This is a genomic window from Microbispora sp. NPDC088329 (assembly GCF_040685655.1).
Taxonomy (GTDB): Bacteria; Actinomycetota; Actinomycetes; order Streptosporangiales; family Streptosporangiaceae; genus Microbispora.
Genome location: NZ_JBFBIP010000008.1, coordinates 221,391 through 247,201 on the forward strand (window position 1 = coordinate 221,391; position 25,811 = coordinate 247,201).

Consider the following 25,811-nt stretch of genomic DNA (forward strand, 5'->3'; position numbering starts at 1 on the left):
GTACAGCGCCAAGATAGGTAGGGTCTTGAGTAGTCGTTCTCGACGGGGAAGGAGGTGACGGGGCGTGGCAGCTCGCGACGACGCTGAGGCTCGAGCCGCGCAGCGCGAACGGGAGGTCGCCGATCTCACAACACAGGTCTCCTTCCTGCAAGAGGAGATCACCGCGTTGCGCCGGAAGCTGGCCGAGTCTCCCCGGCAGGCCAGGGTCATCGAGGAGCGTCTCCACGAGGCGCAGGCCCAGGTGGCCGCCCTCACAAGCCAGAACGAGCGTTTGGTCTCCACCCTCAAGGAGGCCAGGGACCAGATCGTCGCCCTCAAGGAGGAGGTCGACCGGCTGGCACAGCCGCCGTCCGGATTCGGCGTGTTCCTCGAAGCCAGGGATGACGGCACGATCGAGGTGTTCACGGGCGGGCGCAAGCTCCGGGTGAACGTCAGTCCTGCGGTCGACGTCGACTCGCTCAAGCGTGGCCAGGAGGTCATGCTGAACGAGGCGCTCAACGTCGTCGAGGCCCTCGGCTACGAGGACGTCGGCGAGATCGTGATGCTCAAGGAGTTGCTGGAGAGCGGCGACCGCGCGCTCGTCATCTCGCACGCCGACGAGGAGCGGGTCGTCAAACTCGCCCATTCGCTGCTGGACCAGCCGCTGCGGGCCGGTGACTCCCTCCTTCTCGAACCCCGTTCCAACTACGTCTACGAACGCATCCCCAAGTCCGAGGTGGAGGAGCTCGTCCTCGAGGAGGTCCCCGACATCTCCTACGAGGAGATCGGCGGCCTCGGCCGGCAGATCGAGCAGATCAGGGACGCCATCGAGCTGCCCTACCTGCATGCCGACCTGTTCCGCGAGCACAAGCTCCGGCCGCCGAAGGGCGTGCTGCTGTACGGCCCGCCCGGCTGTGGCAAGACGCTCATCGCGAAGGCGGTGGCCAACTCCCTGGCCAAGCAGGTCGCGGAGAAGACCGGCCAGTCCGGCAAGAGTTTCTTCCTGAACATCAAGGGCCCCGAGCTTCTCAACAAGTACGTCGGCGAGACCGAGCGGCACATCCGCCTGGTCTTCCAGCGAGCGCGCGAGAAGGCCTCCGAGGGCACCCCGGTGATCGTGTTCTTCGACGAGATGGACTCGATCTTCCGCACCCGCGGCTCCGGTGTGTCCTCCGACGTCGAGAACACCATCGTCCCCCAGCTCCTGTCGGAGATCGACGGTGTCGAGGGCCTGGAGAACGTCATCGTCATCGGCGCCTCCAACCGTGAGGACATGATCGACCCGGCGATCCTGCGGCCAGGCCGGCTGGACGTCAAGATCAAGATCGAGCGGCCCGACGCCGAGGCGGCCAAGGACATCTTCTCGAAGTACCTCGTCAGCGACCTGCCGCTGCACCCGGACGACCTGACCGAGCACGGCAGCAGCCGCGAGGGCACGATCGCCGCGATGATCCAGCGGGTGGTCGAGCGGATGTACGCCGAGAGCGAGGAGAACCGCTTCCTCGAGGTGACCTACGCCAACGGCGACAAGGAAGTCCTGTACTTCAAGGACTTCAACTCCGGCGCCATGATCCAGAACATCGTGGACCGGGGCAAGAAGATGGCCATCAAGGAGTTCCTCGACACCGGGCAGAAGGGCCTGCGGATCTCGCACCTGCTGGCCGCCTGCGTGGACGAGTTCTCCGAGAACGAGGACCTGCCCAACACCACCAACCCCGACGACTGGGCCCGCATCTCCGGCAAGAAGGGCGAGCGGATCGTCTACATCCGCACGCTCGTGCAGGGCAAGCAGGGCACCGAGGCCGGACGGTCGATCGACACGGTCGCCAACACCGGTCAGTACCTGTAGAACGCCCCGCACCGGCCGGACCGGTGCCATCGAGGAGCGGCGCGATCCCGGATCGCGCCGCTCCTCCGGCTTTCCGGGCCCTATCGAGGCCGACATGTGGACAGGATTGCAGTAAAAGGGGCAAAAGGGATCTTTCGCGACGATCGTGATCCGGGGGAACCGAAGCCCGGAGTGATCACGTCAAAGAGGGCATGATCTTCTTTGGCTCGCGCGGGGGACTGCCGTGAGACAGCCCGTGCGACAGCCCGCCCCGGCTCCAGGCGCTCTCGCCTCGGCCGTTCCGGCGTCGGGCGGGGTCCCGGCCGGGAACGCCGCCGGGGCCGCGGGGGGCCGTCGCCTGGTCGAGCTCGACGTCCTGCGCTTCGTGGCCGCGTTCGCCGTCATGGCCTTCCACTTCATGGCGGCCAGCAGGTCGCTGTGGGACGAGTACCCCACCACGCTGTTCGAGCCGGTCGCCCGCCTGACCACGCTGGGCATCCTCGGCGTGGAGCTGTTCTTCCTCATCAGCGGGTTCGTCATCCTGATGAGCGTGTGGGGGCACACGGTCGGCGAGTTCGCCGTCTCCCGGGTGTCGCGGTTGTACCCGGCGTACTGGTTCGCCGTGCTTGTGATCTTCATCATGTACCGCTTCAGCGGGGTCGTCGGCTTCGATCCCAAGCTCAGTGACGGCGAGTACCTGCTCAATCTGACGATGTTCCAGGGGGCTTTCGGCGTGGGCCACGCCGGCGGCGTCTTCTGGTCCCTGTGGGTGGAGCTGCGGTTCTACGTGCTGTTGGCGCTGTTCTCCCTCGTGGGGATCACGCTGCGGCGCTGCCTGGTGTTCCTGGCGGCCTGGTCCGGCCTCGCTCTGCTGGCCGAGTTCACCCAGAACGAGACGCTCGTCTTCGTCTTCATGCCGCGGCAGGCGCCGTACTTCATCGCGGGCATGGCCTTCTTCCTGATCCACCGATTCGGCGCGCGTTCCGGGTCCTTCGTCCCGTGGCTGCTGATCGCCGCCGGTTACGGCATGTCCCTGTACGCGGCCCTGGACCGCGTGGGGGAGCGGGTGCGCCTGATCGGCATCAAGCACTACCCGGCGCCTCCGGAGGCCGTCGTCGTCGCGATCACGGTCATCTATCTCCTGATGGCCGCGGTCGCCCTCGGCCGGCTGCGGTGGGTGCGCTGGCGCCGGCTGGTCACCCTCGGGGCTCTGACGTATCCGCTCTACCTTCTGCACCAGACGGTCTCGGCCGTTCTGATCCCCGCGTACCGGGACGTGGTGGACCCGTGGCTGCTGACCGCGATCACGATGGCGGTCGCGATCGGGCTCGCGTACCTGATCTATCGTATGGTCGACAAGCCCGGTCAGCGATGGCTTCGCGCCAGGCTGGGGGCCCTGCTCGGCCGCTCCCGGAGGTTCCGCTCCCGCGGCCGTGGCGATACCTCCCGGACCACGACGGCCATTCCGGCGCAAAGTCCCGAGGCATCTGTGCCGTAACTGTTCGGTAGCAGGGCATAGAGAAAGGGCTAGGCTCGGATATGACTACGACGACGGCCTGAAGCAGGCGGGGTGCGAATGACGGTTCGGCGGGTGATGGGCATCGAGACCGAGTACGGCATCGCCGTGCCCGGTCAACCGGGAGCGAACGCGATGGTGACCTCCTCACAGGTCGTCAACGCGTACCTGGCGGCGTCGGCCGCCCGGGCTCGCCGGGCCCGATGGGACTTCGAGGAGGAGAACCCGCTCCGCGACGCCCGAGGGTTCGACCTCGCACGCGAGGTGGCGGACCAGAGCCAGCTCACCGATGAGGACCTCGGGCTCGCCAACGTGATCCTCACCAACGGCGCGCGCCTGTACGTCGACCACGCCCACCCGGAGTACTCCACGCCCGAGTGCACCAATCCCCGGGCGGCCGTGATCTGGGATAAGGCGGGCGAGCGGGTGATGTACGACGCCGCCGTGCGGGCGTCGTCCACGCCCGGCAACGCGCCCATCCAGCTCTACAAGAACAACACCGACGCCAAGGGCGCGTCGTACGGGTGTCATGAGAACTACCTCATGCGCCGCGCGACGCCGTTCGCCGACATCGTCAGGCACCTGACGCCGTTCTTCGTCTCGCGGCAGGTCGTCTGCGGCGCGGGCAAGGTCGGCATCGGCCAGGACTCGCGCACCGAGGGCTTCCAGATCAGCCAGCGGGCCGACTTCTTCGAGGTCGAGGTCGGGCTGGAGACCACGCTCAAGCGGCCGATCATCAACACCCGGGACGAGCCGCACGCCGACCCCGAGAAGTACCGGCGGCTGCACGTGATCATCGGCGACGCCAATATGTCGGAAATTTCGACATATTTGAAGCTCGGTACGACGGCCCTGGTCCTGGCGATGATCGAAGAGGGCTTCCTCACCATCGATCTGACGCCCGAGTCGCCGGTCGCGGCGCTGCGCGCGGTCTCCCACGACCCGACCTGCAAGTACGAGATCGCGCTGCGCAACGGGCGGAAGATGACCGCTGTGCAGCTCCAGATGGAATACCTGGAGCAGGCCCGCAAGTACGTCGAGGACCGCTTCGGCGCGGGCGTCGACGACCTCACCAAGGACGTGCTCAACCGCTGGGAGTCTGTGCTCACCCGGCTCGCCGAGGACCCGATGCAACTGTCCCGGGAGCTCGACTGGGTCGCCAAGCTGGAGATCCTGGAGGGCTACCGCACCCGGGACAACCTGCCCTGGAACCATCCCCGGCTGCAGCTGGTCGACCTGCAGTACTCCGACATCCGCCCCGACCGCGGCCTGTACAACCGCCTGGTCGCCCGCGGCCGGATGCAGCGCCTGGTGACCGAGGAGGACATTGACCGCGCGGTCGAGACGCCGCCCACCGACACCCGGGCCTACTTCCGCGGCCGGTGCCTTCGGCAGTACAGCGAGTCGGTCGCCGCCGCCTCCTGGGACTCGGTCATCTTCGACATCCCGGGCCGTGAGTCGCTCCAGCGCGTGCCGACCCTGGAGCCGCTGCGCGGCACCAAGGCGCACGTGGGCGACCTGCTCGACCGCTGCCGCACGGCCGCCGACCTCGTCGCCGCCCTCACCGGCGAGGGCTGACCCCCGCGGTAGCCGTGGCAGGTCGTCAGTCCTGACGGGTGATCAGTCGTGGCGGGTGATCACCCGTGACGGGTGATCTGGGGGACGGGGACGTCGCCGGCGCAGCGCACCTCGATCTCCACCCTGCCCTCGTCCGACTCGAACCGCACCCGGGTGCGGTCGTCCGGCCCCGGATCGACGTCGTGGACCTCGAACCCCTGAGCGGGCGTCCACGACTGGAGTCGCGCCAGGCCGCCGTCGCACCGGGCGATCACACTGCCCGCGCCGGTCGAGATCAGCTTCCGTCCGGTGACGGGCGTGGCGCCCGCCCCCGTGTGCCCGGGAGACCGTGCCGGTACGGCGTCGGGGGATCCGGCCGGTACGGCACCGGGTGAGGAGCCGGGGGACGGCGCGGCCGGGGTGTCCCGGGCGAGCGCGAGGCGGATCTCCTCGGCCGTCATCGGCCGCTCGGCGGGTCCGGCGAGCGGCCGGCCGAGCAGGCCGAGCACCGCGACGCCCGCCCCGGTGGCGAGGGCGGCGGCCAGCAGCCATCCGGCGACGGCGAGAACGAGGCGGGGGTTCACGGGCCCACTCTCCCACCGCGGACGCTAAGGGAGCGCTAAGGCCCGGATAACGGACTTATGCCGCGGGACCGCAGGGGGCTAACGTAGCGGCCAAATGCCAAGCGTGCTCCTCATCGAAGACGACGCCACGATCCGCGGCTCCCTCACCCGGAGCCTGCGTGACCGCGGCCACGCCGTCTCCTCAGCCCCCACCGCCCTCGACGGCCTGCGGTCGGTCGTGGAGGACCGCCCGGACCTCATCGTGCTCGACCTCGGTCTGCCGGACATGGACGGCGGCGACCTGCTGCGCATGCTCCGCGCCGTGAGCCGCGTCCCGGTCATCGTGGCCACCGCCAGGGACGAGGAGGCCGAGATGGTCCGCCTGCTCGACGCGGGCGCCGACGACTACGTGGTCAAGCCGTACAGCGCCGCGCAGCTCGACGCCCGCATCCGGGCCGTGCTGCGCCGTGTGGACACGACCCGCGAGGACACCTCGCTGACCGTGGGGGCGCTGCGCGTGGACCCGGGGACCCGGGAGGCGACGCTCGACGGCGCCCCGCTGGACCTGACGCCGCGCGAGTTCGACCTGCTGCACTATCTCGCGGCGAGGGCCGGGCAGGTGGTCACCAAGCGCGAGCTGCTCACCGAGGTCTGGCAGATCCCTTACGGGGGCACCGACAAGACGGTCGACGTCCACCTCTCCTGGCTGCGCCGCAAGCTCGGCGAGACCGCCCAGCAGCCGCGTTACGTCCAGACCGTCCGGGGCGTCGGCGTCCGCCTCACCGCGCCCGCATGACCGGAACGGCCACCGGCGGCGGACCCGGCCGGGAGGCCGCCTCGCGGGCCGCCTGGGAGGCCGCCTGGGAGCCGGCCAGGGGCGCGGGCCCGGGAGGGCGTCCGTGAGGCGCTGGCTCGCGGCCCTCGTCGCGGCGACGACGTCACTCGTGCTCGTGTCGCTGCTCGTGCCGCTGGCGTTGCTGGTCCGTTCTGTGGCGCAGAGCGAGGCCGTCGACTCGGCGACCCGGGCCGCCGAGTCGGTCGCGGTCGCGGTCGGCGCGGTCGACGTGGAGACGCTGCGGCTGACCGCGGAGCAGGCGAGCGCGTCGAGCGGCCACCCGGTGACGGTCTTCCTGCCGGACGGCCGGACGCTCGGAGCCCATGCGGTCCGCACGGCCGCCGTCGGCCTCGCGGCGCGGGGCCGCAGCCTGTCGGCGGCGGCGCCCGGCGGCCGGGAGATCCTGGTGGCGGTCGAGGGGACGCCGGGCGGCACCGCCGTCGTGCGCGCGTTCCTCAGCGACGACGATCTGACGCGCGGCGTGCACCGGACATGGCTCGCGCTGCTGATCCTCGGGGTCGCCCTGGTCGGTGTCGGCATCCTCGTCGCGGACCGGCTCGCCCGCGCGGTCGTCCGGCCCACCACGGCGCTCGCCGAGGTCTCCCACCGCCTCGCCACCGGCGACCTGACCGCCAGGGCGACGCCGCTCGGCCCGCCCGAGGTGCGTACGGCCGGCCTGGCCCTCAACCACCTCGCGGGACGGATCTCGGACCTTCTCGCCGAGGAGCGGGAGATCGTGGCCGACGTCTCCCACCGGCTGCGAACCCCCCTCACCGGTCTGCGGCTGGAGGCGGAGTCGCTGTCGGACCCCGGAGAGGCGGCGAGGATCGAGGCGCGGGTGAACGCGCTGGAGCGCGCGGTCACCGCGGTGATCAACGATGTGCGGAGGCGGTCGCGGGAGCGGGCCTCGTGTGACGCCGTCCCGGTCGTGCGCGACAGAGTCGCGTTCTGGTCGGTGCTCGCCGAGGACCAGTCGAGGACCGTCGCGCTCGACCTCGCCCCCGGTCCGCTGCCGGTGGCGGTCTCCGCCGAGGACCTCGCCGCCTGCGTCGACGCCCTCCTGGGCAACGTCTTCGCCCACACCCCCGACGGGGTGTCGTTCCGCGTCCGCCTTGCCGCCGGTGCCGTCACCTCGGACGGCGCCGAGGGGCGGGGCGGCCCGGTGGTCCTCACGGTCTCGGACGCCGGTCCGGGCTTCGGCCCGGGCGACCCGCTGAGGCGGGGGGAGAGCGGGGCCGGATCGACCGGCCTCGGCCTCGACATCGCTCGTCGCGTGGCACAGGAGTCGGGCGGATCCCTGACCGCCGGCGGGTCCGATCTGGGCGGGGCGGAGGTTCGCCTGGTTTTAGGGATCGCTTAGCGCGGCCCTAGCATGATCACTGCGACGGTTGGGTCATGGGAAAGACAACGAAGATCGCTCTCGCAGCCGCCACGACCCTCGCCGCTCTGACCGCCGGTGGAACGGCCGTCTCCTCCGCCTCCGTCGCGGCCCCGGCTTCCTCCGCTCATGCCGCGGCCTCGACCTCCGCCGTCTCGGCCTCCACCGCCATCACCCGGAGCCAGGCGATCGCGATCGCCAAGAGGCGGGTGCCCGGCGCCCGGGTCGCCACGGTGGAGCGCGAGTGGGAGCACGGCCACCGTGTATGGAAGGTCGAGCTCCACAAGGGCCACCGGGAGTATGACGTGTACGTCTCCGTCGCGAACGGGAGGATCGTGAAGTTCCGCGTCAAGAACGACGACCGCCGGCACGACGACAGGGGACATGACGACAGGGGCCACGACGGCCGCGGACACGGCCGCGGGCACGACGACTGACCGTTCGGCGAAGACGGCACGGCGGGGACGGCAGACGACGGCTCTTCCGCGGGGACGCGGAAGAGCCGTCACCGGCATCCGTCCGGCCGGGGGTCACACGGGGGTCACGGTGACGGGGTGAGGCGGTGCTGCCGGGCAGGGGGATGGTCAGGGCGCCGGGGGGCCGTTGCGGTGGCGGCGGGGCCGGGTCGTGGGGGCGGGCAGATAGGGATTGTCCCGGCGCCGCGAATCGTCGTGAGGACCCCCGGTCGTGAAGTCCTCCGGCGCCAGGGGCCACCCTGCGGCGGGGGAGCGGCCGTGGGGCTGCGCCCCGCTCAGCGTGGGCGCGGTACGGCTGGGCAGTTCGCCGGCCGTCCGGCCCGGGGTCGCCGCCGGGATGCCCTGCCGCCGCAACACCTCGACGAGCACCTGCATCGCCTGGTCGACGGTGAGCCGTTCGTCCGGGTCGTGCCGCAGCAGGCCGTCGATCAGCGGACGCAGGATGCCTGCCCGGCGCGGCGGATCGGGCCGTCGGCCGAGCATCATCCCGGCCGACAGCGGGCCCAGGTTCGGGTATGGAGGGCGTCCCTCGACCCCGCAGTACAGCGTGGCGCCGAACGACCACAGGTCGGCGGAGGGGGCCAGGCCCTTCCCCCGCAGTCGCTCGGGGGCGAGGTAGGCGCCGGACCGCGCCACGGGGACGGTCGACGACCCGGCCGGATCCCGGTCGAAGGCGGCGATGCCGAAGTCGGTCAGCACCACCCGGTCCTCGGTCAGCATCACGTTGGCCGGCCGGATGTCCCCATGGACGACGCCCATCGAATGCGCGTGCCGTACGCCCGACAGGAGCTGGAAGCCCACCCAGGCGGCCCAGTGGACCGGCAGCCGCCCGAGGTGACGCACGGTGTCGCCCAGCGTGAGGCCCTGCAGGAGCTCTGTCACGATCCAGAGGCGGCCCTTGTCCTCCAGCAGGTCGTGCACGGTGACGACGGCCGGGTGGCTGAGCCGTGCCGCGGAGCGGGCCTCCCTCAGCGCCTGCCGGCGGGCGGCGGGCAGGTCGGCCACGTCGACGCGGTACGGCGGCTGCACTTCCTTGATCGCGACGTCGCGTTTCAGGCGGAGATCATGAGCGTGCCACATGATCCCTCCGCCGTCTCGCCGGAAGGGCGTCAGCAACTTGTACCGATCCGCCAGCAGTTGCCGTGCGTGCGATGCCATCGACCACCCGTGTCCTAGACCCGCCCCAGACCCCGTGATCCACCAATTCTCGTCCCGGATGCGGTCGCTCTGCGCCGAAAGGCGGCCACGGGGAGTGTGACGTCGATAACGATCCGGTCTAAGTGCGGCCCGCCGTGCGCCCGCCACACGGGCCGCCATGCCCGGTGCCGGGCCGGATACGGCGTCTTCGCCCCCGTGGCGCTCACCAGGGTGTCCGGCCTCGGGGCCGGGCTTGAAGATCGCACGCCCTTTCGCGCGCATTGTCGGTCGGTTCGGGGAAGATATGAGGAAAGGCGTCCCCCCGAGCAGCGGAGGTGTCAGGGATGGCGACGAAGGAGACCGGCGGCCAGAAGCAGACCGGGCGTCAGGAGCAGGAAGTCGAGGAGGTCGAGGCGCAGGCGTCCCCGGACGTTCAGGAGCGCCACGAGAAGCTCACCGATGACGTCGACGCGATCCTGGACGAGATCGACGAGGTCCTCGAGGAGAACGCGGAGGAGTTCGTCCGTTCCTACGTGCAGAAGGGCGGGCAGTAGCCCGGCGGGAGACGTCCGGACCGGTGGCGGCGCCGGAGGGGGCCAAGCGCCCCTCCGGCGGGCCGCCACCGGCCCCGCCCCCGCGCGCGAAGCGGGCCCGAACCGGGCGGGCCCGAACCTGCGCGCCGGCACTGACGAGCAGAGCCCGGTGAGCGGCCGGGAGGCCGTCAGGCCCCGGCGAGATGAATGGTCGCGATCTCGAAGGGCCTGAGCGGGACGCGCACCGTCCGCCACGACGCCGGGGATGTCTGTCCGTCCGCCCTGTCGTCGTGGGACACCTCCAGAGGGCTCAGAGGAGAGCCCAGCACACCGGCCGTCCAGGCTGCGGTGAAATCTCCTCGGATGACCGCCTCGGTGGCCGTGGGATGCTCGGCCACCAGGCGGGCCTCCAGATGTCCGTGCCGCTCGCGCAGGGCGGCCATCATGACGCCGTCCCCGCCGACCGCGAGGCGACCGCCCGCGTCGTCCCCGCCCACGCCGTCCCCTGTGCCGCACGCATCGGCGGCGCCGGTGCCCGGTACGGCGAGCAGGTCGTGGCGGAACTCCTCCGCGAGCCGCGGCAGCCCGGCGTCGTGCCACTCGCCGGAGTACGGCAGGACGGCGAAGCGCACGGTCAGCGGGCCCTGGCACTGGGCGGCCGGGGTGGGCACCTCGGGACCGGCGGGCTCGTCGCGGCAGGGGTTGTGGTTCCTGGACAGGTAGCCGACGGACCGCACGAGCGTCAGCGCCATCTCGGTCCCGCCCCCGCCGATCTCGTCCTTGAGAATCTCGTCCTTGAGGATCTCGTACTCGGTGACGTGGTCGAGCAGCACGGCCAGGCCGCCGGCGGCGGCGAAGGACTCGGCGGGGAAGGCCGGGACCGGCCGCTCGCCGCCCCCGCCCTCGGCCGTCAGACCACGCCGCACCACGGCGAACTGCCCTTCGGCGTACGACTCGGCGGCCACGCGGGGCAGCGGCGCGTGCCAGCGGACACGGTGGTCGCGGCAGCGCACCTCCATGGTGATCTCACATCGCGCGAACGGCTCGCCCGCCCTGAGCTCCACCCGGGTCGTGACGGCCGTCGGGACGGTCTCGTCGGCGCCGAGGCCGGCCGGCCAGTCGTACACCCGGACGATCTCGAAGGCGCCGGTCAGCGGGCCCGAGCAGATCTCCTCGACGACGACGCGGGAGGGCCGGTCGAGAAGCCGGTCGTCCGGCGGGGGCGCGTGGTTGTAGGTGTCCCCGGCGTCCCCGCCGTGCACGATCCGCCCGACGCCGTGGACCTCGGCGCCGTCCGCGCCGCGCAGCGATAGCGTCCCGTCGTCCGCCACCCGCACCCGCAGCAGCCCGTTGTCCAGCACCGGCTCGAACCCGCACGCGCCGGTTCTCAGCGCGTTCGCGACGGAGGCGGGCCGGCGGGGCGCGGACGGACGGGGTGCGGACGGACGGGGTGCGGGCGGACGGGCGGTGAGGACGGCGCGGCCGAGCGGTGGCACGGTGACCAGCGCGGCCACGGTGACCACGGGCTCGGCCACCGTGCGGACGACCCATGGTCCCGGACCGGCCTCCAGGACGGCTCTGCGCAGGTCCTCGTACGCGTACGCGCCGGACGCGTGGCGGCTCACGGTGATGGTGAACACGCCGTCCGCCGCAGCCCAGGAGACGATCTCGTGGCCGTACAGTTCCCGCTCGTGGACGCGCCCCAGAAGCCGGGAAAGGTCGTCCATGACGGTCTCGTCCAGCAGCGTCGGGGCGTGTTCGAGCCGCTGCACGGGAACATCCACAGGGACGGGCCGGCCCGAGACGTCCGCCAGGGACGCGCGGTCCTCCGGCAGGTCGGCGAGCACGAGGCCGGTCCGCGTGAACGGGGACGGGTTGACGACGACGAGCGCGTCCTTCGGCACGGCCTCGGCGAGGGACGCCGCGACCAGGTCCACGACCGCCTGGGCCGTCTGCCCGGCCTCGGCGATCCTCGCGGCCACCTGCTGGGCGGTCTCGTCGGAGCCGCATCCGGTGATCGAGTCGTGCCCGCTGCAGGCGATCACCGACCGCCACGCCAGGTCGATCAGACGCCCGGATGCGGACCGGTCGGCGAGCCACAGCGCGGACAGCGGCTCCGCGTAGCGGGTGAGGATCCGCTCGGCCCGCGCCATGGCCTGCTTCAGCGGCACCCGGGCCGAGATCACGCCGGGCAGGATGTTGGCCCGCGCGTGCGAGCGCAGTTCGCCCCGCACCCGCGGCATCTCCCCGTCCGCCGGATTGGCGGTCAGGGCCTCGGCGAGGGTGGCGACGCGGAGCCCCGCCGCGGTGATCTCACGGGCCGGCGCCGAGTGATCCGCGCCGTACATCGCCAGCAGGGTGTCACCGGCCGCCCAGCCCTCCGCCGAGGAGACGAAGGCCGTGACGCGGTCGGGCATCCCCTCGGCCGGGCCGGTGAACAGGCCGGCGGCGTTGCCGTACCCGCCGGGCAGGTAGACGGTCCTGATCGTGGTGCCGTCGGCGCCGGTCCAGTCGAAGACGTCGCGGTCCACGTGCGCGGGCACGCCCCGCCACAGGCACGCCGGACGCAGCCCCGCCAGCGCCAGCATCTGCGGCATCTGCGCGCAGTGGCCGAACTGGTCGGGCAGATAGCCGACGGGCATGGCGCCGCCGAGCGCGGCCGCCCCCCGCATGCCGTGTTCCAGATTGCGCAGCAGGGTCTCGCCCGAGCAGAGGAACTCGTCGGCGAGGATCAGCCAGGGCCCGACGGCCAGCCGTCCTTCGGCGACGAAACGGGCGACGTCGCCGCGCCGCCCGGGCCGGATCTCCAGGTAGTCCTCGATCGCCGCCAGCTGGCCGTCCATGGTGAAGCGGTAGGCCGGGTCGGCGGCCATGGCGTCCAGGACCTCGTCGAGCACCCGCACCAGCGCGACGCGGAACCGCTGGAAGGGCAGATACCACTCGCGGTCCCAGTGCGTGTGCGGGACGACCACGATCCTGTCGCTATCTGCTGAGGCTCTTTTCGGCGTGACCGCCGGCTCCACTCGCGCCCTCCTCGGCGTCGCTGCCGCCGGCCCCGGCGGTCGCCTCCCGCGGGGCGCCGGTGACCTCCTGGGCGCACTCCCCGCCGATGGGGATGCCCGCCCACCGTGCGTACCTGTGCACGATCCGCTGCGCCGTGACGATATCCTCCAGCGCCCCGTCCAGTCCGGTGAGCGGCGATTTCTCCTGGGTGACGAACCGGTGGAAGGCGCGCAACTGCCGCTCGAACGCCTCGGCCACGTCCTCGTTGACGACCGTCCGCTCGGTGGTGCCGACCCTGCAGGTGACCGTCAGCCGGGTGGGCGTGTTCAGCATGTACGGGGAGGGGAAGCGCAGCTCCAGCGAGCCGTGCTCGTGGTGCAGCGTCATGACCTCGTGGTAGGCCGGATAGCTCGGCAGGTAGTGCCACCGGATGCCGTACCTCCCGGAGTATCCGCCCCCCAGCGTCCCGCTCACCTCCAGAGACGGCGGGAACGCCTCCACCGGCCACACGGCCACGTGGTCGACGGTGTCGGGAGATCCGGTGAACAGCCGCATCAGCGACAGCTCGTGGCAGAGGCTGCCCAGCAGCACCTCCGCGTACAGCCGCCGCAGCCGCTCCGACGACGTGCCGAGCGCGGCGGTGAGCGCCCTGTCGTCGGCCTCCGCGTAGGGGGCCACCCGATCGGGCGCGGGCCGTCCCGGCCGCGCCCGGGCGAACAGCAGCTGCGACTCCTGTGACGGATGCAGCACGGTGGCGTCCAGATGGCGGACGACACCCGGCCCGCCGGCCTCGTGCAGCGCCTCCAGCAGCCGCTGGGAGGCGGGGTCGTACTGCTTCATGTAGCCGGCCATCAGCCGTTCACCGGAAAAGCCGCTCAGCTCGGCCCGGCTGTAGGCGAGGGGCTTCTCGCAAAGCACCCACATCCCGCGTTCGAGCGCGGCCCGCACCAGCGGGCCGTGGGATCCCGGCGTGAGCACGATCAGCGCGTCGAACCCGCCCTTGTCGAGCATCGCCGGCGGGTCGTCGTAGGCCGGGACGCCCGCCTCGCGGCCGATCGCCTCGGCGTGCTCGCGGTCGAGGTCGCACACGGCGGCGATCCGGAACAAATCGCGCCGGCGCGCCAGCAGGGGCAGGTAGACGACCTGCGCGACCACGCCGAGCCCGGCGATGCCCACCTTCACCGTCTCCACGTCCTCACCCTCCTCCGCTCGGCGACCTGCCCTGCACCTCCCCATCGGGGGTGGCGCGCAACCCCGTCAACTGCAGACGGCCATCAGCTCGTTGGCGGCCGTCTCCAGCCGGTGGACCCCGGGCCCGGCCGGCAGGAACGCGAGGTCCCCGCGGACCACCCGGCGGGTGCCCGGCCCCCACAGCACCAGTCCGTCGGCGTCCACGGCCACGAACTCGTCCTCCAGCCGCAGCAGCAGCGGAGCGCCGGGGGAGGCCGACACCGCCGTCCGCCCCTCCGCCACGGCCCGTACGACCGCCCCGGCCGCCCCGGGACCCCGGCCGTCGCCCTCGGCGAGCACCCACGTCGTCGGCGCGCCGGGCGGGTGGCCCTCCTCCGGCCGGTGGTAGTCGCCGCCGCCCACCACCACCAGATCGCCCGTCAGGCCCGCGGCCCAGGCCTGCGCCCAGGCGAGCGGAGCGCCCCGGGTGCGGTCCCGCCAGCTCCGGTGCCACAGCTCCACGGTCCGCGGCCGGTCGGCCATCGGGTGCCGCCAGGCGCAGTCGGCCGCCACCGGGTGGTTGACCGACAGCACCCCGCCCCGGTCGCGCACGGCCCTCGCCCACTCGTCCGGGGGCCGCCGAAAGTCGATCCAGCCGACGTCCCCCAGCGCGCCGGCGTGCCCGAGGTCGGTGGTCACCTCCTGCCCGGGCACGAGCACGACGCCGGTCGGCGCCGAGGCCGCCGCGAGCTCCGCGTGATGGCTGACGGTGTTGTGATCGGTCACCGCGAGGAAGTCCAGCCCGGACGCAGCCGCCAGGCGGGCCAGTTCGCGAACGGTCAGCGTGCCGTCCGAGTGGTCGGTGTGCGCGTGGAGGTCACCGGCGAGCCAGCGATGCCCGGGCGGCGACGGCAGGCGGCGGCGCACGGCGGCGGGCTCGGGCCGCAGGCTCCCGGGCACCCGGGAGGGACGGCGCCGGCGCGGACGGGCGGGCGACCGCACGTGCCTGATCACCCGGATCTCATAGGGCAGGCCGCCGAGGGGCACCCGGTGCAGCCCGACCAGCACCCGCCACACCCCGGGCTCGATCTCGCCCGGCAGGTAGCCGGGGGTGGCCCAGCAGGGGGTGACGGTGTACGCGGAGCGGGCGCCGCCCGACCAGCCGCGAAACCCCGCGGGCCCGGCGCAGCCGAGGTCGAGCACGCCGGCCGACCGGTCGTAGGACAGGCGCACGGTGAGGGCGGCCGTGCCGGGCCGCACCTCCACCGGCACCTCCGCGACCGGCCCGGCCAGCCGGTCGTCCAGCGTCCACGTCCCGCTGATCGCGGCCCCGGTCGTCACGCGGCCGTCCCGGTCGAAACGAGCTGGGCAAGGCCGAGGTTCTCCACCACTGCCACATTCCCCCGGAGGGCCCTTTCTCCCCGCGTGCGTGAACGGCCCGGGACCCGTGCGGCAGAGGGAGTGAACGGGTAGGGGACGTGTGCCCGGCCTCTTGTGGGATGTCTGGTTCGCGCTGAGCTGATCGGGAAGAGTGCAACCAGCGCTGAGACCTGAGTAGGGTCGGGCGTAACAACGCACGCTTGGAGGGAGTCGCGTGGCATCTCAGCCAGCCTGGATGAACAGCCTCTTCACATATACGGGATCGTCGTCGTTCTCGGAGTTCCTAGGCGTGCACGCGCCGAACCTACTGCCCGCCCGCAACGAGTCGCTGGCGGTGCCGGTGGGTGACGAGATCCCGCACGCGACCACCATCGTCGCGGCGACCTGCGCCGGCGGCGTGGTGATGGCGGGCGACAGGCGTGCGACCTCCGGGAACATCATCTCGCAGCGGGACATCGAGAAGGTGTTCCGCACCGACGACTACTCCTGCATGGGCATCGCGGGTACGGCGAGCACGGGCCTGGAGCTGGCCCGGCTGTACCGGGTCGAGCTGGAGCACTACGAGAAGACCGAAGGCCGCTCGCTGTCCACCGAGGGCAAGGCGCACCGCCTGGCCACCATGATCCGCGGAAACCTGCCCATGGCCATGCAGGGCCTCGTGGTCGTGCCGCTCTTCGCGGCCTACGATCCGGCCCGCGACTCCGGGCGGATCTTCAGCTACGACGTGGGCGGCGGGCCGTACGAGCAGAGGGAGTTCCACTCGATCGGCTCGGGTTCGATCTTCGCCCGGGGTTCGCTCAAGAAGCTGTACAGGGAGAACGCCAGCCCGCAGGACACCGTCCTGACCTGCCTGCACGCCCTGTACGACGCCGCCGACGACGACTCGGCGACCGGCGGCCCCGACGTGATGCGGAAGATCTGGCCGGTCGTGGCCGTCATCACCGCGGACGGCTTCCGGCGTCTCCCCGACGACGAGGTCGCCGAGTTCGTGGAGTCCATGCTGGAGAGGCGGATGACCGCCCCCGAAGGCCCGACCGCGCCGCTGCGCTAACCCAAGAGAGGATCACCCCCGGTGTCCATCCCCTTCGGAGGATATGCCTCGCCCGAGCAGATCATGCGGGACAGGGCGGAGTATGCCCGCAAGGGCATCGCTCGCGGTCGCAGCGTGGTCGTGATGCAGTACGCCGACGGCATCCTGTTCGTGGCGCCCAACCCGTCCAAGGCGCTGCACAAGATCAGCGAGATTTACGACCGCATCGGCTTCGCCGCGGTGGGGCGGTACAACGAGTTCGAGTCGCTCCGCCTGGCCGGCATCCGGTATGCCGACATCAACGGCTACACGTTCAACCGCAACGACGTGACCGGCCGCGGCCTGGCGAACCTGTACGCCCAGCACCTCGGCATGATCTTCACCGAGTCGATCAAGTCGTTCGAGGTGGAGATCGTCGTGGCGGAGGTCGGCGAAGCCCCCGAGGACGACCAGATCTACCGCATCACCTTCGACGGCTCCGTCTTCGACGAGCAGGGCATGGCCGTGATCGGTGGCCAGGCCGAGGCCGTCGGAGGGCGCCTGAAGGAGCGCTACAGCGAGGGGCTGCCGCTGCCGCAGGCCCTCGACGCGGCGCTGGCCGCCCTGACCGAGCCGGGAGGAGAGCGTCCCCCGGCGACCCAGATCGAGGTCGCCGTCCTCGACCGGGGCAGGGAGCACCGCAAGTTCCTGCGCCTGACCGGGCCCCGCCTGGACAAGCTCCTGGAGGCCGTCAAGGAGAGCGAGGAGGGCGCCGGGCAGCCCGCCGAGCAGGCCCCCTCCGAGGAGACCGGTGCGGAGCAGACTCCCGGCACCGCCCCGCCGATCGCTCCCGAGGGCGACATCGACACGGGTTCCGGCGAGTAGCCCGTCCTCGCGTCCGTACGCCACGGCGCCGCGCCCTCAGCGGGGGCGCGGCGCCGCTGTGCGACCCGGGTGTGCGGCTCGGCCGTGCGGCCGTGATCCAGGGGCCGGATCAGGGATTCGGCTCAACCAAACTCCGATTTCGCTACTCTCATCCGGTTGTGACGACTTTTGATCTCTTTCGGCGGGCCGGCGTTCCGGCCGCCGCCGTCGCCCTCCTGTCGCTGACCGCCTGCTCGGGGTCGTCCGGCACCTCGGCCGGCCCCACCGTGACGGCCACCGTGACGGTGACGGCCCCGGCGTCCCCGGCGGAGCAGTCCGCCGGCCCGGAGGCCGCGCAGACCCCCGCGGAGGACGCTCCCACCGTCCCGGCCACGCCGGAGGCCACGCGGAAGCCCGGCAAGGCCGGGCCGCCGATCACGGACAGGACGCCGGCCCCCTTCGGCGGGACCCTCCAGTCGGACCCCGGGCACGACTTCACCAAGGGGCTCAGCCCGAGCAGGGACGGTGTCGTGCGCGGTCAGCTGGTCGCCATGCACGACGAGAACGTGGCGGAGTATCGGCCCGTCAAGTTCGTCAAGGAGTACGGCGGCAGTGCCAGCGGTCATTTCGAGGGGCCGCCGGAGGGCGACGGGACGGCCTTCGCCGCGCCCATCGCCAACGATGTCGTGTTCCTCAGCGCGGTCGGCTGCGACGGCAAGGACCAGACCATCGACGGCCGGTACCTCGGCACCGAGCGCTGCTCGCGGGACAAACTGATCCTGCGGGCCGACGCCGGTGACCTGCGCGCGCTCATCACCGTCCAGGGCGGCCGGATCGTCAAGGTGACGGAGATCTACGCCGCTTAGCCGAATCGCCTCAGCATTCCCCCGCCTGATCACTGTTCGGCCGCCGCATTCGGGGAATAGTGTGAGGTGATGGATCGACGCATATTCGGGCTGGAGAACGAGTACGGCGTCACCTGCACGTTCCGCGGGCAGCGGAGGCTGTCGCCGGACGAGGTGGCGCGGTACCTGTTCCGGCGAGTGGTGTCCTGGGGCCGATCGAGCAACGTCTTCCTGCGCAACGGCGCACGTCTGTACCTGGACGTGGGCAGCCATCCCGAGTACGCCACCCCTGAGTGCGACAACGTCGTGGAGCTGGTCACCCACGACAAGGCGGGGGAGCGCATCCTGGAGGGTCTCCTCGTGGACGCCGAGAAGCGGCTCCGCGAGGAGGGCATCGCAGGGGACATCTACCTGTTCAAGAACAACACCGACTCGGCCGGCAACTCCTACGGCTGCCACGAGAACTACCTCGTCGGCCGGCACGGGGAGTTCGGGCGGCTGGCCGACGTCCTGATCCCATACCTGGTGACCCGCCAGATCATCTGCGGCGCGGGCAAGGTGCTGCAGACCCCGCGTGGAGCCGTCTACTGCGTCTCCCAGCGGGCCGAGCACATCTGGGAGGGCGTCTCCTCGGCGACCACCCGGTCCCGCCCGATCATCAACACCCGCGACGAGCCGCACGCGGACGCCGAGCGGTTCCGCCGGCTGCACGTCATCGTGGGCGACTCGAACATGAGCGAGACCACGATGCTGCTCAAGGTCGGCGCCACCGACCTCGTGCTGCGCATGATCGAGGCCGGTGTGGTGATGCGCGACCTGTCCCTGGAGAACCCCATCAGGGCGATCCGGGAGGTGTCCCACGACATGACCGGGCGGCGCAGGGTGCGCCTGGCCAACGGCCGCGAGGCCTCGTCGCTGGAGATCCAGCAGGAGTACCTGACCAAGGCGCAGGACTTCGTCGAGCGCCGCGGCGGTGACGCGATCGCCAAGCGGGTGCTGGAGCTGTGGGAGCGCACGCTCCGGGCGGTCGAGACGGGCGACCTCGACCTCGTCTCCCGGGAGATCGACTGGGTCACCAAGTACCAGATGATTGAACGTTACAGACAGAAGTACGACCTGCCGCTGTCGTCGCCGCGCGTCGCGCAGCTCGACCTGGCCTACCACGACGTCCACCGCAGGCGCGGGCTCTACTACCTCCTGCAGAAGCGGGGGGCCGTCGAGAGGGTGGCCGACGACGTCCGCATCTTCGAGGCCAAATCGGTTCCGCCGCAGACCACACGGGCCAAGCTGCGCGGGGAGTTCATCCGCAGGGCCCAGGAGAAGCGGCGCGACTTCACCGTCGACTGGGTCCACCTGAAGCTCAACGACCAGGCCCAGCGGACGGTGCTGTGCAAGGATCCGTTCCGCAGCGTGGACGAGAGGGTCGACAAGCTGATCGCGGGTATGTGATCTCTTACACCGCTCTGACGGCGGGTTCGGGTAGCCTGGCCCGGACCCGCTGTCTGTTTGAGGATTCCCATATGCGCCGTAGTACGGCACTCGTCGCCGCCCTACCCCTGTTGCTCGCCGCCGCCTGCGGAACCGCGCAGAAGAGCGCGCCGAGCGCGAGCCCCGCTTCCAGCGGCCAGGCCGCAGCCTCGGCCATCAAGGTGACGGGAGAGGTCGGCAAGAAGCCCACCCTGACCTTCCCGGCGGGCAAGCCCTCACTCACGTCCGCCTCCGTCAAGGTCGTCGAGGGCCAGGGCACCCCCGCCAAGGACGGCGACGTCCTCACCGCCAACGTCACCGTCTACAACTGGGACGGCAAGGAGAACAAGGCGGCCGGATCCGACTACGACCAGGGCAAGTCGGAGTTCGTCTCGGTCAGCCCCCAGCTGCCCAAGGCGCTGCACGAGGCGCTGGTCGGCGCCAAGCCCGGCGGCCGGGTGATGGCAGTGGTCGCCAAGGACAACCTGAGCACCGAGCAGCTCGACTCGGCCAAGCAGCAGGGCCAGGACTTCAACGCGGCGTCCCAGGTGCTGGTCATCGACGTGGTGTCGGCCACGCTGAAGTCCGTTCAGGGCACCCCCGCCGACCCCGGCGTCGCCGGCGTGAAGCTCGACAATCCCGGTGGCGACAAGCCCCCGGCGCTGACCACCAAGACCAGCGAGAAGGCGCCCAAGAAGCTGGTCGTCAAGACCGTGATCAAGGGCGATGGCCCGGAGGTGAAGGCCGGTCAGCAGGTCCTCGCCCACTACGTCGGCAAGATCTGGGGCACCGACAAGCAGTTCGACTCCAGCTGGGAGCGCGGCCAGCCCGCGACGTTCGGCCTCGACCAGGTGGTCAAGGGCTGGTCGCAGGGCCTGACCGGCGTCCCGGTCGGCAGCCGCGTCCTGCTGACGATCCCGCCGGACCTCGGGTACGGCAAGGAGGGCAACGCGCAGGGCGGCATCAAGGGCACCGACACGCTCGTCTTCGTCGTGGACGTCCTCGGCGCGGCCTGACAGCCACGAACTCCAGGGGCCCCTCTCACCCGGCGGTGGGAGGGGCCCCTGCCGTACGGGCGTCAGCTCCGGATCTCGTAGTCGTCGCCGTAGACCTTCCAGCGCAACGGCGGATCGAGGTCGAGGTTGCCGTCCCTGAGGAACACCCGCTGGGCGGTGTCGACCCGGCTGGTGTCGCCGTGCGCCTCCTCGGTCTTCATCGCCGCCTTACGGGCGTCGAGGAAGGCGTCGAGGTAGGCGACCTCGTCGCCGCCCTGCGCCGGAGTCCTCGCCTTCCTCATGGCCGCCTTGCGGATGCCGCCGAAGCTGACGGGATCGGTGCCGGGACCGTGCATGACCATGGCGTCGTAGTAGGCGAACTGCCCGAGGGCGCGCAGCCCGTCGGCCGTGGCCCGGGCCACGGCGGGCTCGAAGTAGACCCGGTCGCGCTCGTCGTCCTGCGCCCGCCGGAAAACGGGGTCGGCGGCGGCCGCGCGCCAGTCCCCGCGGAAGTCCGGGTCCAGCCCGCGGTGGGAGTCGGTGCCGTTCACCCTCCGCAGCGCGGGCAGGTACTTCGCCAGTACGTTGCCGGGCCTGCGCCTGGTGTAGAGCTCGACCAGGTCGAGCATGTCGCCGGTCCCCGAGCAGAAGCCGATGATCCCGGCGGTGTAGCCGCGCCCGTCGTCGATGTCCTCGATGTACGTGTACTGGGCTTTCCAATCGAGCGAGGAGTTCTCCGCGCTGGAGACGAGCTCCATCGCGATCTCCTTCTTCTCCGGGTCCGTCAGGCCGGTCGGCGCGGCCCTGACCGTGATCTTCAGCGTCTCCCGCGTCTCCCGTGTCTTCCGGGCCGGGCCGCCGGTGGCGGCTCCCGCCGCGCCCGCGGGGAGCACGGCCGCGGCGGCGGCCAGGAGCAGCAGAGCGGCGCGCCGGTCGGTGCGCCTGATCAGGGGGTCGTGCACGTATGTCGCTCCGTTCTCCGCCCGCGCCCCTCCTGCCGCCCCGCGCCGATCTTTCGGGGGGAGGCGGAAGGCGGCGCGGTGGGGGATGAGCCCTCCATGAGGGGATCAGGCAGGAAGGTTTCCTGATGCAAGCAGCACCGCCCGAGAGGTGTCAACGGGCGTGCTCGACAGGGGCGTCCTCACCCCGGCGGCGCGCCCGGTGAGCGCGGGGACGCGTCCTAGACTCCGGGCTGTGACGAGCGACGACCTGGAATCGATGAGTGTGCTCGGCGATCCGGTGCGGCGGGAGCTGTACCGGTTCGTGGCCGAGCAGGGGCGGGACGTGGGCCGCAACGAGGCGGCCGAAGCGGTCGGGATCCAGCGCACGCTCGCGGCCCACCACCTGGACAGGCTCGTCGAGGCGGGGTTGCTCGAAGCGGGCTTCCGGCGGCTGTCGGGCAAAGCCGGTCCCGGCGGCGGCCGCCCGGCGAAGGTCTACCGGCGGGTGCGCGAGGAGCGGACGGTCAGCCTGCCGCCGCGCGACTACCGCACGCTCGCGCTGGTGCTGGCGGAGGCCGTCGACCTGCTGGGCGGCGAGGAGAAGGCCGAGGAGGCCGCCCGCAGGACCGGAAAGCGTCTTGCCGGTGGGGCCGGCGACCTCATGGAGGTGCTGCGCGAGCGTGGTTACGAGCCATACGAGGAGGAGGGGCGGGTTCGCCTGCGCAACTGCCCCTTTCACGTGCTGGCCGAAAGTCATCCGCTGCTCGTGTGCTCGATGAACCTCGCGCTCTGCGAGGGGCTGCTGGCCGGTCTGGGCGAGACCGGGGTCGCCGCGGCACTCGATCCGAGGCCGGGGGAGTGCTGTGTGGCCTTCATGTCTTCTAAAAATAATAAAGATTGACATAGAATCGCGGCATGCATCTCGCCCAGCTCAACGTCGCCCATCTCAGGGAACCCCTCGACTCGCCCGCGCTGACCGATTTCCTCGCCGCCCTGGCGCCGGTCTACCAGGTGTCGGACGCCGCGCCCGGCTTCGTCTGGCGCATGAAGGAGGGTGATGAGCCCACGGACCTGATCCAGCACGACTACGGACCGATGCTGGTCGTGAACCTCTCGGTCTGGGAGTCCCGCGAGACGTTGTGGAACTTCGTCTACCGCAGCGCTCACCTGGAGGTGATGCGGCGCCGCCGGGAGTGGTTCCACCGGATCGCCGAGCCGTACACGGTGATGTGGTGGGTGCCCGAGGGCCACCTGCCGCCGCTCGACGAGGCCATGGACCGCCTGGCCCTCCTCCGGGTCCAGGGGCCGGGCCCGGAGGCGTTCACGTTCAGGGATTTCTACGACAGCAGCGACGCCGCGTGCCTCCCGGCGGCGGCGGAGGTCACGAAGTAGGCCAGGTCCTCCTCCAGGCCGCGGCCCATGGTGGACAGCCGCACCGGGGACGCCCTGAGCGCCTCGTGCAGGCCGTCCACCGGCACGGTCACGATCTCGTGACGCGTGGCCAGGGCCGCGGCCTGCTCGCGCACGGTCGCCCCGAACGCGCCGGGCAGATCCGGCACGGGGACCTGGGCCGGGGCCAGCGCGACCCGGCCGTACGCCGTGAGCGAGTGGTGCGACACCCCGACGTGCCGCTCGCGGCGGTCGCCCTCGCTGACCCGCAGCGCGGCCACGGGCCGCCCGGCCAGCACGGCCGCGGCGTTCACGGCCTCGCCCGCGGCGACGCCGGAAAATCCCCAGCGGGTGCCGGTGCCGAGGTTGCCCGGTCCCTGCGTCACCACGGCGACGTCGGCCCCGAGCACGTGGCGGGCGGCCAGCAGGCCGGTGTGGAGCGTGACGGCCTCGACGTCTCCGCCGAAGGACTGGCCCGTCGTCACCACTCCGCACAGCCAGCCGCGCTCGCGCAGCGCCGCGCACGACATCGAGAACCAGGCCGGCAGCGCCCCGCCGTCCTGCATGACGTACGCCACCCTGATCCCCGGGGAGCCCGCGTACAGGCCGCACAGGATCGCGGGCAGCGCGGAGTGCAGGTCGGCGACCACCACCGGCATCCCGCCGACCGAGTCGGCGTCACGCAGCGCCTCGTGGTGCGGGGATTCCTGCTCGTCCGCGCCGAGCACGGTGGCCTGCAACGGGGTGTAGCGTGCCTTCACCAGGTGACCGGGACCGGAAGGATCTTGCGGTAAACGGTCCGGGACGGCCACCACCATGGCGTACCCTCCCGTACCGAGACCCATGGCGAGGGCGGTCGTGTTGAGCAGCACGGTGTCGCCCACCTCAGGGCGTCCCACCAGCGGGGGATAGGCGAGCGCCCGGCACTCGCCCTCGGCGACGGCGACGTCGAGCTCCACCGCCCCCGGCCACTCGCGCCGGACCCGCACCACCTCGCCCTTGCGCCATCTGATCACGCCGAAAAGGGTAGCGTTCTCGACTGGAAGGGAGGCCCGGATGTCGCGGCGGAAGACCGAGCGGCTGCTCAATCTGGTTATCTGCCTGCTCGCGACGCGGCGGCCGTTGAGCGCGGAACAGATCCGGCAGGCCGTCCCCGGGTACGACCCGGACAACGACGAGGCCTTCCAGCGCATGTTCGAGCGTGACAAGAACGAGCTGCGGGAGATCGGCATCCCCATCGAGGTCCACAAGGACCCCTGGGAGGACGACCCCGGCTACCGCATCGTGCGCGAGGCCTACGAACTGCCCGAGATCACCCTGGAGCCCGACGAGGCCGCCGTCATCGGCCTGGCCGCGCAGGTGTGGCAGCGGGCGAGCCTGGCCGAGGCGGCCAGCGGGGCGCTGCTGAAGCTGACCGCCGGCGGCGTGCACGCCGGCCTCGCGGAAAGCCCCCTGGAGCTGCGGGTGGACACCCGCGATCCCGCGTTCCCCGCGCTGTGGGAGGCCGTGCGGGACCGGCGCGTGGTCGCCTTCGACTACCGGTCGGCCGGCAGCGAGTCGGTGCTGCGGCGGACGGTCGAGCCGTGGGGGGTCGTCAGCAGGCGCGGGCGGTGGTACCTGGTCGGGCACGACCGCGACCGCGGCGCCGCCCGGGTCTTCCGGCTGAGCCGGATCACCGGGACGGTGTCCGGCCTGGGGCGGCCGGGCGCCTTCACCGTGCCCGAAGAGCTGGACCTGCGGGCGATGGTGGGCTACCAGGAGCTGCCCGGCGAAAGGGTCGCCCTGGTGCGGGTGCGCAAGGGCACCTGCCTGGGCCTGCGGCACGCCGCCCAGGCCGTACGACCCGGCGAGGGCGAGTGGGACGAGGCCGAGGTGACCTTCGCCGACCCCGAACGGCTGGCCGGATGGCTGGCCAGCCTCGGCCCCGACGCCGTCGTGCTGGACCCGCCGGACGCGCGCGAGGCCGTGATCCGCCGTCTGAAGGGGGCGTTGCAGTGAGCTCGGACCGGCTGCCGCGGCTGCTCGCGCTCGTGCCGTACCTCATGTCGCACCCGGGCGCGCAGGTGCCCGAGGTGGCGCGATTGTTCGGCCTGTCGGAAAAGCAGCTCATCGACGATCTCCAGCTCGTCTGGATGTGCGGCCTGCCCGGGCACACGCCCGGCGACCTGATCGACGTCTCGTGGGACGGCGGCGAGATCCTCATCGACAACGCCGAGGCGATCGCCCGGCCACTCAAGCTCGGCGTGGACGAGGCGAGCGCGCTGCTCGTCGCGCTGCGCATGCTCGACGAGCTGCCCGAGTTCCAGGACCGCGACGTGCTCGGGCGGGTCATCGCGAAGCTGGAGCAGGCGGCGGGCGAGGGCGCGGCCACGGTGAGCAGCCAGGTCCAGGTGGAGATCGGCGCGGCCCCGGACGCCCACGCCGTCATCACCGACGCCGCCCGCAGGGGTCGCAGGCTGTCGCTGCGCTACTACGTCCCGGGGCGCGACGAGATCACCCCAAGGGAGGTCGACCCGCTGCGGGTCGTGCTGGTGGACGGGCGGCACTACCTGGAGGGCTGGTGCTACCGCGCCGAGGCGATGCGGATGTTCCGCGTCGACCGGGTCCTGGACGTCGAGGTCCTCGACGTGCCCGTGGACCCGCCGGCCGGGGCCGAGCCGATGGACGTCGCCCGGGGCGTGTTCCGGCCGTCGGACAGCGACGAGCTGGTGGAGCTGGAGCTGACCCCGGCGGGCCGCTGGGTGGCGGAGTACTACCCGTGCGAGGAGGTCGCCGAGCTGGGCGAGGGCCGCCTGCGCGTCGCGCTGCGGATCCGCGACCAGTCCTGGCTGGTACGGCTCGCGCTCCGGCTCGGCGACAGCGGCAGGGTGCTGGCGCCGGCGTCTCTCGCCGAGCGGGTGACGGCCGTCGCCAAGCAGGCGCTGGCCAACTACGAGACGGTGTGAC

General features: G+C 71.8%; 23 protein-coding genes. 16 read left to right on the forward strand and 7 right to left on the reverse strand.

Features of this window, described 5'->3' with window-relative positions:
• Positions 1-64 precede the first annotated feature (64 nt).
• The 3 genes from arc to dop all read left to right on the forward strand — a co-directional run bounded on the left by arc (position 65) and on the right by dop (position 4,901).
• Positions 65-1,828: a proteasome ATPase gene (gene arc / locus AB0O28_RS17870; protein ID WP_357054602.1), complete on the forward strand. Its 1,764-nt coding sequence runs from the start codon at positions 65-67 to the stop codon at positions 1,826-1,828.
• A 235-nt stretch (positions 1,829-2,063) separates the two neighbouring features.
• On the forward strand, positions 2,064-3,305 hold the full coding sequence (locus tag AB0O28_RS17875) for an acyltransferase (protein ID WP_363641339.1): 1,242 nt from the start codon (positions 2,064-2,066) through the stop codon (positions 3,303-3,305).
• 78 nt (positions 3,306-3,383) lie between these two features.
• The gene (gene dop / locus AB0O28_RS17880; RefSeq protein WP_363641440.1) at positions 3,384-4,901 is read left to right on the forward strand and encodes a depupylase/deamidase Dop; all 1,518 of its coding nucleotides are present in this window, start codon (positions 3,384-3,386) and stop codon (positions 4,899-4,901) included.
• A gap of 59 nt (positions 4,902-4,960) precedes the next feature.
• On the opposite strand, the gene AB0O28_RS17885 is transcribed toward dop, so the two are convergent.
• Positions 4,961-5,464 (reverse strand): hypothetical protein, encoded by a 504-nt coding sequence (locus AB0O28_RS17885; protein ID WP_363641341.1) that lies wholly within the window; start codon positions 5,462-5,464, stop codon positions 4,961-4,963.
• Between the two features lie 94 nt (positions 5,465-5,558).
• On the opposite strand from AB0O28_RS17885, the gene AB0O28_RS17890 reads away from it, so the two are divergent.
• The 3 genes from AB0O28_RS17890 (at position 5,559) to AB0O28_RS17900 (ending at position 8,093) form a co-directional block, all read left to right on the forward strand.
• The gene (locus AB0O28_RS17890; RefSeq protein WP_363641343.1) at positions 5,559-6,239 is read left to right on the forward strand and encodes a response regulator transcription factor; all 681 of its coding nucleotides are present in this window, start codon (positions 5,559-5,561) and stop codon (positions 6,237-6,239) included.
• Between the two features lie 103 nt (positions 6,240-6,342).
• Entirely contained in the window at positions 6,343-7,638 is a 1,296-nt protein-coding gene (locus AB0O28_RS17895; protein WP_363641345.1) for a HAMP domain-containing sensor histidine kinase, read from the forward strand.
• Positions 7,639-7,673: 35 nt separating this feature from the next.
• A complete protein-coding gene (locus AB0O28_RS17900) occupies positions 7,674-8,093 on the forward strand; it encodes a PepSY domain-containing protein (RefSeq protein WP_363641347.1) in 420 nt (139 codons plus the stop codon).
• A gap of 147 nt (positions 8,094-8,240) precedes the next feature.
• On the opposite strand, the gene AB0O28_RS17905 is transcribed toward AB0O28_RS17900, so the two are convergent.
• Positions 8,241-9,212: a serine/threonine-protein kinase gene (locus tag AB0O28_RS17905; protein WP_363641349.1), complete on the reverse strand. Its 972-nt coding sequence runs from the start codon at positions 9,210-9,212 to the stop codon at positions 8,241-8,243.
• Positions 9,213-9,613: 401 nt separating this feature from the next.
• Here AB0O28_RS17905 and AB0O28_RS17910 point away from each other — a divergent pair, with 401 nt between their 5' ends.
• Positions 9,614-9,823 (forward strand): ubiquitin-like protein Pup, encoded by a 210-nt coding sequence (locus AB0O28_RS17910; RefSeq protein WP_030507144.1) that lies wholly within the window; start codon positions 9,614-9,616, stop codon positions 9,821-9,823.
• Between the two features lie 167 nt (positions 9,824-9,990).
• On the opposite strand, the gene AB0O28_RS17915 is transcribed toward AB0O28_RS17910, so the two are convergent.
• From AB0O28_RS17915 to AB0O28_RS17925, 3 genes are all read right to left on the reverse strand, one after another.
• On the reverse strand, positions 9,991-12,774 hold the full coding sequence (locus AB0O28_RS17915; RefSeq protein ID WP_363641351.1) for an alpha-mannosidase: 2,784 nt from the start codon (positions 12,772-12,774) through the stop codon (positions 9,991-9,993).
• A 10-nt stretch (positions 12,775-12,784) separates the two neighbouring features.
• On the reverse strand, positions 12,785-13,996 hold the full coding sequence (locus AB0O28_RS17920; RefSeq protein ID WP_363641353.1) for a Gfo/Idh/MocA family oxidoreductase: 1,212 nt from the start codon (positions 13,994-13,996) through the stop codon (positions 12,785-12,787).
• A 66-nt stretch (positions 13,997-14,062) separates the two neighbouring features.
• A complete protein-coding gene (locus AB0O28_RS17925; RefSeq protein ID WP_363641355.1) occupies positions 14,063-15,316 on the reverse strand; it encodes a CehA/McbA family metallohydrolase in 1,254 nt (417 codons plus the stop codon).
• Between the two features lie 274 nt (positions 15,317-15,590).
• Here AB0O28_RS17925 and prcB point away from each other — a divergent pair, with 274 nt between their 5' ends.
• From prcB to AB0O28_RS17950, 5 genes are all read left to right on the forward strand, one after another.
• Positions 15,591-16,406 (forward strand): proteasome subunit beta, encoded by an 816-nt coding sequence (gene prcB / locus AB0O28_RS17930; RefSeq protein ID WP_363641442.1) that lies wholly within the window; start codon positions 15,591-15,593, stop codon positions 16,404-16,406.
• Positions 16,407-16,427: 21 nt separating this feature from the next.
• Positions 16,428-17,249 carry a proteasome subunit alpha gene (gene prcA, locus AB0O28_RS17935; RefSeq protein ID WP_363641357.1) on the forward strand — a complete coding sequence of 274 codons (822 nt, stop codon included), beginning with the start codon at positions 16,428-16,430 and terminating at the stop codon, positions 17,247-17,249.
• A gap of 158 nt (positions 17,250-17,407) precedes the next feature.
• Positions 17,408-18,094: a hypothetical protein gene (locus AB0O28_RS17940; RefSeq protein ID WP_363641359.1), complete on the forward strand. Its 687-nt coding sequence runs from the start codon at positions 17,408-17,410 to the stop codon at positions 18,092-18,094.
• Between the two features lie 69 nt (positions 18,095-18,163).
• A complete protein-coding gene (gene pafA, locus AB0O28_RS17945) occupies positions 18,164-19,522 on the forward strand; it encodes a Pup--protein ligase (protein ID WP_363641361.1) in 1,359 nt (452 codons plus the stop codon).
• A 71-nt stretch (positions 19,523-19,593) separates the two neighbouring features.
• On the forward strand, positions 19,594-20,556 hold the full coding sequence (locus AB0O28_RS17950; protein WP_363641363.1) for an FKBP-type peptidyl-prolyl cis-trans isomerase: 963 nt from the start codon (positions 19,594-19,596) through the stop codon (positions 20,554-20,556).
• Positions 20,557-20,618: 62 nt separating this feature from the next.
• On the opposite strand, the gene AB0O28_RS17955 is transcribed toward AB0O28_RS17950, so the two are convergent.
• A complete protein-coding gene (locus AB0O28_RS17955) occupies positions 20,619-21,497 on the reverse strand; it encodes a chitosanase (protein ID WP_363641365.1) in 879 nt (292 codons plus the stop codon).
• Positions 21,498-21,729: 232 nt separating this feature from the next.
• Here AB0O28_RS17955 and AB0O28_RS17960 point away from each other — a divergent pair, with 232 nt between their 5' ends.
• On the forward strand, positions 21,730-22,377 hold the full coding sequence (locus AB0O28_RS17960; RefSeq protein ID WP_363641367.1) for a transcriptional regulator: 648 nt from the start codon (positions 21,730-21,732) through the stop codon (positions 22,375-22,377).
• Positions 22,378-22,391: 14 nt separating this feature from the next.
• Positions 22,392-22,868: a DUF3291 domain-containing protein gene (locus AB0O28_RS17965; RefSeq protein WP_363641369.1), complete on the forward strand. Its 477-nt coding sequence runs from the start codon at positions 22,392-22,394 to the stop codon at positions 22,866-22,868.
• Here AB0O28_RS17965 and AB0O28_RS17970 read toward each other — a convergent pair.
• Positions 22,814-23,881: a DUF3866 family protein gene (locus tag AB0O28_RS17970; protein WP_363641371.1), complete on the reverse strand. Its 1,068-nt coding sequence runs from the start codon at positions 23,879-23,881 to the stop codon at positions 22,814-22,816. The two genes, AB0O28_RS17965 and AB0O28_RS17970, sit on opposite strands and share 55 nt — an antisense overlap.
• A gap of 40 nt (positions 23,882-23,921) precedes the next feature.
• Between AB0O28_RS17970 and AB0O28_RS17975 the strand changes: the two genes are divergently transcribed.
• A complete protein-coding gene (locus AB0O28_RS17975; RefSeq protein ID WP_363641373.1) occupies positions 23,922-24,863 on the forward strand; it encodes a WYL domain-containing protein in 942 nt (313 codons plus the stop codon).
• A complete protein-coding gene (locus AB0O28_RS17980) occupies positions 24,860-25,810 on the forward strand; it encodes a WYL domain-containing protein (RefSeq protein ID WP_363641375.1) in 951 nt (316 codons plus the stop codon). Before AB0O28_RS17975 ends, AB0O28_RS17980 begins: the two co-directional genes overlap by 4 nt.
• Position 25,811: the final 1 nt, after the last annotated feature.